Annotated in this window: 5 protein-coding genes and 1 pseudogene; 4 read left to right on the forward strand and 2 right to left on the reverse strand. The window is 60.4% G+C overall.

The window, feature by feature from the left end; all coding sequences use genetic code 11:
* Positions 1 to 220: 220 nt before the first annotated feature.
* Together ACVWY8_RS12620 and ACVWY8_RS12625 are read right to left on the reverse strand one after the other, a co-directional pair.
* The gene (locus ACVWY8_RS12620) at positions 221 to 2,362 is read right to left on the reverse strand and encodes an FAD-dependent oxidoreductase (protein WP_457395294.1); all 2,142 of its coding nucleotides are present in this window, start codon (positions 2,360 to 2,362) and stop codon (positions 221 to 223) included.
* Between the two features lie 33 nt (positions 2,363 to 2,395).
* Positions 2,396 to 3,160, reverse strand: coding sequence for a molybdenum cofactor guanylyltransferase (locus tag ACVWY8_RS12625; RefSeq protein WP_457395291.1), 765 nt, complete (start codon positions 3,158 to 3,160; stop codon positions 2,396 to 2,398).
* Positions 3,161 to 3,181: 21 nt separating this feature from the next.
* On the opposite strand from ACVWY8_RS12625, the gene ACVWY8_RS12630 reads away from it, so the two are divergent.
* From ACVWY8_RS12630 to ACVWY8_RS12645, 4 genes and pseudogenes are all read left to right on the forward strand, one after another.
* On the forward strand, positions 3,182 to 3,469 hold the full coding sequence (locus ACVWY8_RS12630; protein WP_414373940.1) for a DUF2103 domain-containing protein: 288 nt from the start codon (positions 3,182 to 3,184) through the stop codon (positions 3,467 to 3,469).
* Positions 3,470 to 3,576: 107 nt separating this feature from the next.
* A complete protein-coding gene (locus tag ACVWY8_RS12635; protein WP_457395288.1) occupies positions 3,577 to 5,019 on the forward strand; it encodes a TIGR03279 family radical SAM protein in 1,443 nt (480 codons plus the stop codon).
* Positions 5,020 to 5,023: 4 nt separating this feature from the next.
* Positions 5,024 to 7,567, forward strand: coding sequence for a UPF0182 family membrane protein (locus ACVWY8_RS12640; protein WP_457395285.1), 2,544 nt, complete (start codon positions 5,024 to 5,026; stop codon positions 7,565 to 7,567).
* Positions 7,568 to 7,674: 107 nt separating this feature from the next.
* Positions 7,675 to 7,859: pseudogene (locus ACVWY8_RS12645) on the forward strand (photosystem II q(b) protein); the annotation flags it as partial.

Consider the following 7,859-nt stretch of genomic DNA (forward strand, 5'->3'; position numbering starts at 1 on the left):
ATCCCTTCCCAACTGCCGTCGATCTCTGATTAGGCATTGATTATACCCAACTTGGGCAAGCTGCCAAGCCGGAAAAAACGCTGCCCTGCTGACGCGAGCGGCAGATAGAGACCTTATTGAGGGATCACGGCGACAGCGCTATTGCCTTGGTGTCCGGTGCATTTAGCTAGACCGCCGGGGAGCCCCGCCCTCTGTGCATCAGCGTGAGTGCGGGAGTATGTCACTGCTGCAGGGATCCTATCCAAGTTGGTATTGTGTCTTGGGTCTTTTCTTGAGTGGGGGGGAGTTGAAACTGAATGCGCGGCTGCCCTACCCCATAGGTGAGGGTGTAGCTCCACTGCAGGCAGCGCAGCCACAGGCGGGGGTAACGCGCTTCTAGCCAGGGCTGCAGGCGACGCAGCAGATTTGGAAGCCAGCCCCTGAGCAAAGCAGAGGTCAAGGCCAGGCCGGTATAGCTGAAGTAGGTGGGCAGCCACTGGGCAAAGCCTTTGGCCCCTACGGCCTCCCAGATCCACAGCAGCAGCCGTGGGTTTTGTAGGGCAGCTTTGATGGCCATGCGGTTAAAGGCCAGCCAGCCGGCCCGGTCTTTGATGAAATCGTCCACCACCTCCGGCGGCTCGGTGGCGAGAATGCCGAAAAAGCTGTTGAGAGTGGCATTGATGCGCTCGGGGGGCAGCACCTTGCCGGTGGGCACCATCATCCCCCGCGAGAAGAGCCAGGTGACGGCGGAGTTGCCCTGGTAGGCCCGGATCTGGGCTAAGTCTGCAGCCCTGAGCAGGTCGTGGCGCAGCGCCGTATCCAGCAGATCGCACAGGCGGGGGCAGTTGCGCACCAGGGATCCAAAGCCGGTAAAGCTAAGGGGCGATTGCATAGCCGCCGCATCCCCTATGAGCAGTATCCGGTCAAAGGGTTCCGAAGACTCCGCCCCGCTGCCGCGAACAGGGTGCCGGGGCTGGCCAAATCGTCCGGGGATATAGCCGAAGGTCGCTTTTTTCCACTGCAAGCGCTCTGGGTCGCAGCGGCGGTATTCCGGCAGAATAGTGAAAAAATCTTCGTACAGTTCCAGCAGGGATCCGGGGTTTTCCGGATGCACCTGGTGGTAGTGGAACAGATAAAAGGTAAGATCTTCGCCTGGGCCGGGGAACAGCTCCCAAATGAGTTGCCGACCGCGGCTGATGTCCCCGTGGCTGGCCAGAATGTCCCCAAACTGGGGATCCCATACCCCCGGCTCAAACCCCCCCGCAATGGTAGCCCCCACCGTGGGGCAGACGCTATCAAAAGCCCGATGGCGGTAAAGCTGCTGGGCAATGGGAGAGACTGTTCCCATAGCATCCACCACAAGGCGGGATCCCAGCCGAAACTCCTCGCCGGTGGGCAAATCCTTCAAAACCAGCGTGACGCCTTGTTCGCCAACATAGGCCCGCTGAAACTCGGTGCGCTCGTAGATAGCTCCCCCGCAGGAAGTGAGAATTTGGCCACAGAGCTGCAATAGCTTTTCCGCGTCAATGGCCAGATTGAGTACCGTCGGCGTGTGCAAAACGGGAGCGCGAACCGGGCTATTGCCGTCAAAAAACTTGTTGAACCCATCCGTGTATTCCCGCAGGATCAAGCTCTCCATCTGCTCGGCGCTCAAAAGGCCCAAATCCACCAGGGTTTGCAGCTCCCGCCGGGAGATGTTCCACTCGCGGTTCATGCGGCCAAAAGGGAGTCGCTCCACCAAGGCCACGCGGTAGCCCAAGCGAGCCATGGCCGCTCCATAGATGGCTCCCAGCGCTCCTCCCACGATGGCCAGATCCCACTCCACTGGGGCCGGCTCAGGGCCAGGCTGGCGAAACAAGACCGGCTGAGCAGGGCGGTGGGCTGCGTGGCAATGTTGCACTTCTTCCCGCCAGCGCTTTTCCCACCAGTACACCCGCTGCAGGTCAAATTCTCCATTGGGGATCCGCCGAAAATACTTCACCGTTTGCGGGTAGAAAGGCTCAAGCTGATCGAAGATGGATCCCCGGTTCAGGTCGATCTGGGGCAACTGCGGGTAGCGGTGGGGAAATTGGCTTTGAATGGCCTGTTCCAGCTCTCCCAGCCAGCGAGCTTGGCGGGGGAAGGGCTGTTCCGACCACTGGAACACCTTGAGATAGGTAGTGTTCAGCCCCGACCACAAGAAGAGGGCCAGCTCAGCGCCGGATCCCTGTAGGCGCAGGCCCGTGGGGGTAAGAACCTTCTGGCTGCCTTGGGGCAGGGGGATACACTCCTGTAGCCAGCGCAGCACTTGAGCACTATCGGGGCAAGGGATCTCGCGGTAGTAAAGGGAAGTAAGCACGGCGCCGAGATAAGAAACCGAGCAAATCTTTACCCATTGTGACATGAGGGGATCCCTTCCCCTTGCCGATCCCAGGGATCACCCCCTACCCAGGTTTCCCCCCAGCTGCAGATCTGCAGGGGTGTTGCAATTGGTGAGCATCCTCTCAAGGGACTCCGTCCCGCTGTCGGGAACGGTCAGGGGCAGGATGGCTGTTGGCACCTGGGACAACCAGCCCTGAAAGGATCTTCCTCCTGCCTGCAAGAAACTCTCCAGAGAACCTAGCTGCGCCAGGCGATAGAAGCCACACAGGGGCTCCCAGCCCCGCTGACTTTTGGGCAGGGCGGCCACCGTCTGAGGGGGCAGGGTGGCAAGGCGCTGTCGCCAATCCCCAAGAACCTGCTCCTGCAAGCAGGGCAGATCGCAGGCCAGCAGCAGGATCCACTCCGGGGGAGCAGCCAAGGTTTGTAGCCGCCGGATCCCCTCTTGAAAGGCCAGCAGCGGGCCTCGGTGTTGCTCCGCAATGCTGTCCCGACCACGTGGGTCTTGCCCGACCAGGGGGGGAACGTTTTCCCGCCAGAGGTGCCAACCGGGATCCACCACCGGCGCATAGCGCTCCGGCCAGGGGGTGAGGATGTAAACCGCGTCGGCGCAGGCTGCTGCCACCTGAGCCACCCGTCGCAGCAGGGGGATCCCATCCCAAAGCACCAAGGCTTTGTCGGATCCCATGCGGCGGCTGTTGCCCCCGGCCAAGATCAGAGCCACGACCGCAGGCGGGGAATCTTCAGACATCTTGGGCATGCGGCTTTTCCACAGGGTTGCCGAGCACCAGGTATGGGTGGGGGAATAGGATAGGGATCCCATCCTCTCCTCACTCTAGCCGCTATGTCTGAGCCCTCTGGTCGTCTGGTTTGGAACCACTCCACCCACATCTCAGGGTTGATCCCTGTTTTGGAACGCCTGACCCGGCAGGCCGGCATCAAGACCGTGACGCCGGGCGCTCTGTCCTGCAGTCGCGGGCGGATCCCCCAGTTGCAGTTGCGGGTTTCGGTGCCGATCCGGGGCGGGTACAAGCTGGTGGCCCGCAAGGGAAGCAGCGTGCAAGAGGTGTTTGTGGTAACGGATCTCAGCCAAACCGAGCTGGAGGCAGCCATTCTTCGCTGTTTGCAGTGAGCTCTTCTGGCAACGCAACCGAGCCTCGTTCTTGCTACACAACGCTGTCCCGATCCAGGACTCCGCCCTGCCAACGCGAATAGCACATCTGATTATGAGTCAATCTTATGTCTCGTACTAGCCTCAAGCCTGCCCGCATCAGTGCTGTTTTACCCGGATCCCTGGCAGCAGAAGCAGGCATTCGACCTGGAGAGGCCCTGGTCAGCATCAACGGCGAGCGCCCCCGCGATCTCATCGACTACCGCTTCCTGATCGCTGAGGAGTGTGTAAGCCTGGAGATCTTGAATAGCCAAGGGATCCCGCGCACAGTTGAGCTGGAGAAGGGAATCGACGAGGATCTGGGGCTAGAGTTTGAGACAGCCCTGTTCGATGGCCTGATCCAGTGCGCCAACGCTTGCCCCTTTTGCTTCATCGACCAACAACCTCCGGAAATGCGGGCAACGCTGCACCTCAAGGACGACGACTACCGCCTCAGCTTTCTCTACGGCAGCTACCTCACCCTCACCAACTTGCCTGCTGCCGAATGGGAGCGCATCGCTCGCCTGCGCCTTTCTCCCCTCTACGTGTCAGTGCATGCTACCGACCCGGAGCTGCGCAGCCGCTTGCTCAAAAACCCGCGGGCTGGCCTGATTTTGGAGCAGTTGGCCTGGTTTCGCCAGCATCGCTTGCAACTGCACGCACAGGTGGTGGTCTGCCCAGGCTGGAACGATGGGGATCACCTCACCCGCACACTCCTCGATTTGGCCGCCTTTCGCCGGCCCGTAGACGGGATCCCTACGGTGCTGTCGGCTGCTGTGGTGCCTGTGGGGCTGACCCGCTTTCGCCCCCCTGGAGATGAGCTGGTTCCTGTGGATGCAGCCAAGGCCCGAGAAGTGATCCGGCAGGTGGAAACTTTGCAGGTCGAGTTTCGGCAAACATTGGGATCCACCTTTGCCTGGCTGGCCGATGAGTGGTATCTGCTGGCGGGGTGGGAACTGCCACCGGCAGAGCACTATGAAGATTACCCCCAACTGGGGAATGGCGTGGGATCCCTGCGGCTTTTCCTCAGCAAGTTCGAGCAGCTCAAACTGCCGCCTGAGCTCCCTTCTCCCCTCAAGGTTCTGTGGGTGGTGGGCAATGCCGTAGAGCAAGCCTTCCAGCCTGTGGTGGAGCAGATGAACCGCATCCGCGGGCTGCAGTTGGATCTTTTGCCTATTGCCAGCCAATTTTGGGGACAAACCCTGACGGTAACCGGGCTGCTGACGGGCCAAGATGTCTTGAATGCCTTGAAATCGGTTGAAAACTTGGCGGCCTACGATGGGCTGCTGCTACCTCAGATTGCCCTTAAGGATGGGGAGCGCTTTTTGGACGATCTGACCTGGCAAGAGGTGCAGGCCCAGGTGGGGATCCCGGTGGTGCGGGTGGACGGCGGGCCGGCAGGCTTGGTGCAGGCGGTGCAACAGCTAGAACAGGGCTATGCCTACGGCACCCTGTGTTGTTCCGCAACGCTCGGGCGAAGGGAAACTGCACCGCTGACGCGACCAAGAACAGCTTTGAGCCGAGGATCCTGAGGCGATGCAGAGGTTGCGGCGAGGATTGTTTCTGCTGCTGGGGGTGGGGCTGGGGATCCTGGCCATCACGGCTTTGGCCTCTTTCTATGTAGATCTGGCCTGGTTTGCCGAGCTGCATGCTCTGCCGGTGCTGTGGACGCGGGTGATTGCCCGCTGGGGGCTGGGCCTGGGCGCTTTCCTCTTTGCCCTGGCGGTGACGGGATCCAACATCTGCTCCTGCTGGCGGGGGGCAACCTTGACCGGGGCCTGGGCGATTGCCACAGGTTTGAGTGTTTTCTTTGCTTGGTCTCTTTCCAATCACTGGTTCACGCTGTTGCTCTGGCTGAACCAGGGGCCCGTCGGGGAGTCGGATCCCATTTTCAACCGCGATCTCAGTTTTTTTCTCTTCAGCCTGCCTTTCTGGGAGACGCTGCAGCAGTGGTGCTTCAACCTGGTGCTGCTCACCTTGATTGCCGTTGTCCTCATCTACTTGGTAGAGCTGGGGCTTTCCGAGCAACGGCTGACCTTGGCCCTTTCTCTCTATGCCCAGCGGCACTTGCTGATCTTGGGGGGATCCCTGTTTCTCATTCGCGCCTGGGGCCATTGGCTGGAGCGCTACGAGCTGCTCTATTCCACCCGCGGCGTTGTGTTTGGGGCCGGTTTTGCCGATGTGCATGCAACCTTGCCGGCCACGACCTTGATGAGCGGGGTGGCGGGCTTGACGGCAGTGGGGTTCTGGGTTTTGGCCCGCCAGGGGATCCGCCTCAACCTTCCTTTCCTCAAGTCCTGGTGCCCTTCCTGGGCCAGCTCTCTCCTGGCGCCGGCCATCCTCTGGGGGGCCTACCTGGGGTTTGGGCTGCTAACCACCCAACTTTATCCCCAACTGGTGCAGACCTTCTTGGTCACCCCCAACGAGCTGGAGCTGGAGCGCCCCTACATCGAGGACAACATCCGTTTTACCCGTGCTGGCTTTGGCCTGGCCGATGTCGAAGTCCAACCCTTCCCGGAAGGGGGATCCCTCACCTGGGAGATCCTGCAGCAGAATCAATCCACCCTGAGCAACGTGCGCCTCTGGGATGCGGATCCCCTATTGGCCACCTACCGCCAACTGCAAGAAATCCGCCCCTACTACCAATTTCCCTATGTGAATGTGGATCGCTACCGCATTGGGGGAGAATTGCGCCAAGTTATGCATGCCGCCCGCGAGCTGGACTTTGCCCAGGTGCCCCCCGCCGCCCAAACCTGGGTTAACCGGCGGTTTTTCTACACCCACGGCTATGGCCTCACCCTCAGCCCGGTGAATGTGGTGACCCCTGAAGGCCTGCCGGATTTTTTCCTATCGGATATTCCGCCGCGGGTTTCTCCCCGCTACCCTGAGGTGGCCTCCGTCTTGCGGGTGGAGCAGCCGGCCCTCTACTATGGCGAGCTGACCACCACCGATGTTTTCGTGGGCGCTGAGGCGCGGGAATTGGACTACCCTGCAGCAGAGCGCTATGTGTACAGCAGCTACCAGGGCAGCGGTGGCGTGCCCATTCCCCACCTCTGGCAGCGGTTTCTCTACGCCTGGCATTTTGGCGATCTGCGCATCCTTCTCAGCCGCGAGCTATCTTCTGCCACCCGCTTTCTCTATCGCCGCCAAATCCGCGAGCGCATCCGTCGGGTGATGCCCTTTTTGCTCTACGACCGGGATCCCTACCTGGTCATTCAAGGCGGCAAGCTCTACTGGTTTTTCGATGCCTATACCACCAGCAGCCGCTACCCCTACTCGGAGCACCTGCCCGGCTTTCCCTTCAACTACATCCGCAACTCGGTCAAGGCGGTGATGGACGCCTACAACGGCAGCATCGATTGGTACATTGCCGACCCTCGGGATCCCCTCATCCAAGCCTACGCCCGCATCTACCCCACCCTCTTCAAGCCTCTGGAGGCAATGCCGGAGCCGCTGCGGCAACACATCCGCTATCCCCAAGACCTCTTCCGCCTGCAAGCGCAGCAGTTTGCCACCTACCACATGACGGATCCCCGCCTCTTCTACAACCGCGAGGATCAATGGCAGATCCCCGGCCAGTTCCGCAATCGACGGCGCATCCCCATGCAGCCGCAGTATCTCATTCTCACCTTGCCGAGGGATCCCCAAGGGGTTGCAAACCACACTCCTGAGTTCGTCCTCCTCTCCCCCTATGCCCCTGTTAACAAGCAGAACATGGTGGCTTGGATAGCGGCCCGCTGCGACGGGGAAAACTACGGCAAGCTCCTGGTGTACGAGTTTTCCAAGCAACGGCTCATCTATGGCCCGGAACAGGTGGAAGCACGGGTCAATCAGGATCCCTTAATCTCCGAGCAAATTTCCCTCTGGAACCAGCATGGGTCGCGGGTGAACCTGGGCACGCTGCTGGTCATTCCTATCGAGACTTCTTTGCTCTATGTTCAGCCCCTTTACATCGAAGCAGAACAGGGCCGCTTGCCTCAGCTCACCCGGGTGATCGCTGCCTACGAAGACCGGGTGGTGATGGAACCGACTCTCGGCCAGGCCTTAGAAGCCCTCTTTCTGCCGAGGGGCAGCCGATAGAGAAAGGGATCCCCTCCTCATTTTTGAGGCAGGTGGTTGACGAAACTTAACGGATGTTTTAAGTTTAGGTTGTCAATCTTCGCGCTTCCTTAGGGAAGTTTGTCCTCATGACTACTGTTATCCAACGTCGCTCAACCAGCAACGTGTGGGAGCAGTTCTGCGAGTGGGTCACCTCCACCGATAACCGCCTTTACATTGGCTGGTTTGGGGTGCTGATGATTCCCACCCTCCTGACTGCCACCACCTGCTTTATCATCGCCTTCATTGGGGCTCCGCCGGTGGACATTGACGG

This window comes from Thermostichus sp. OS-CIW-32, assembly GCF_054060415.1.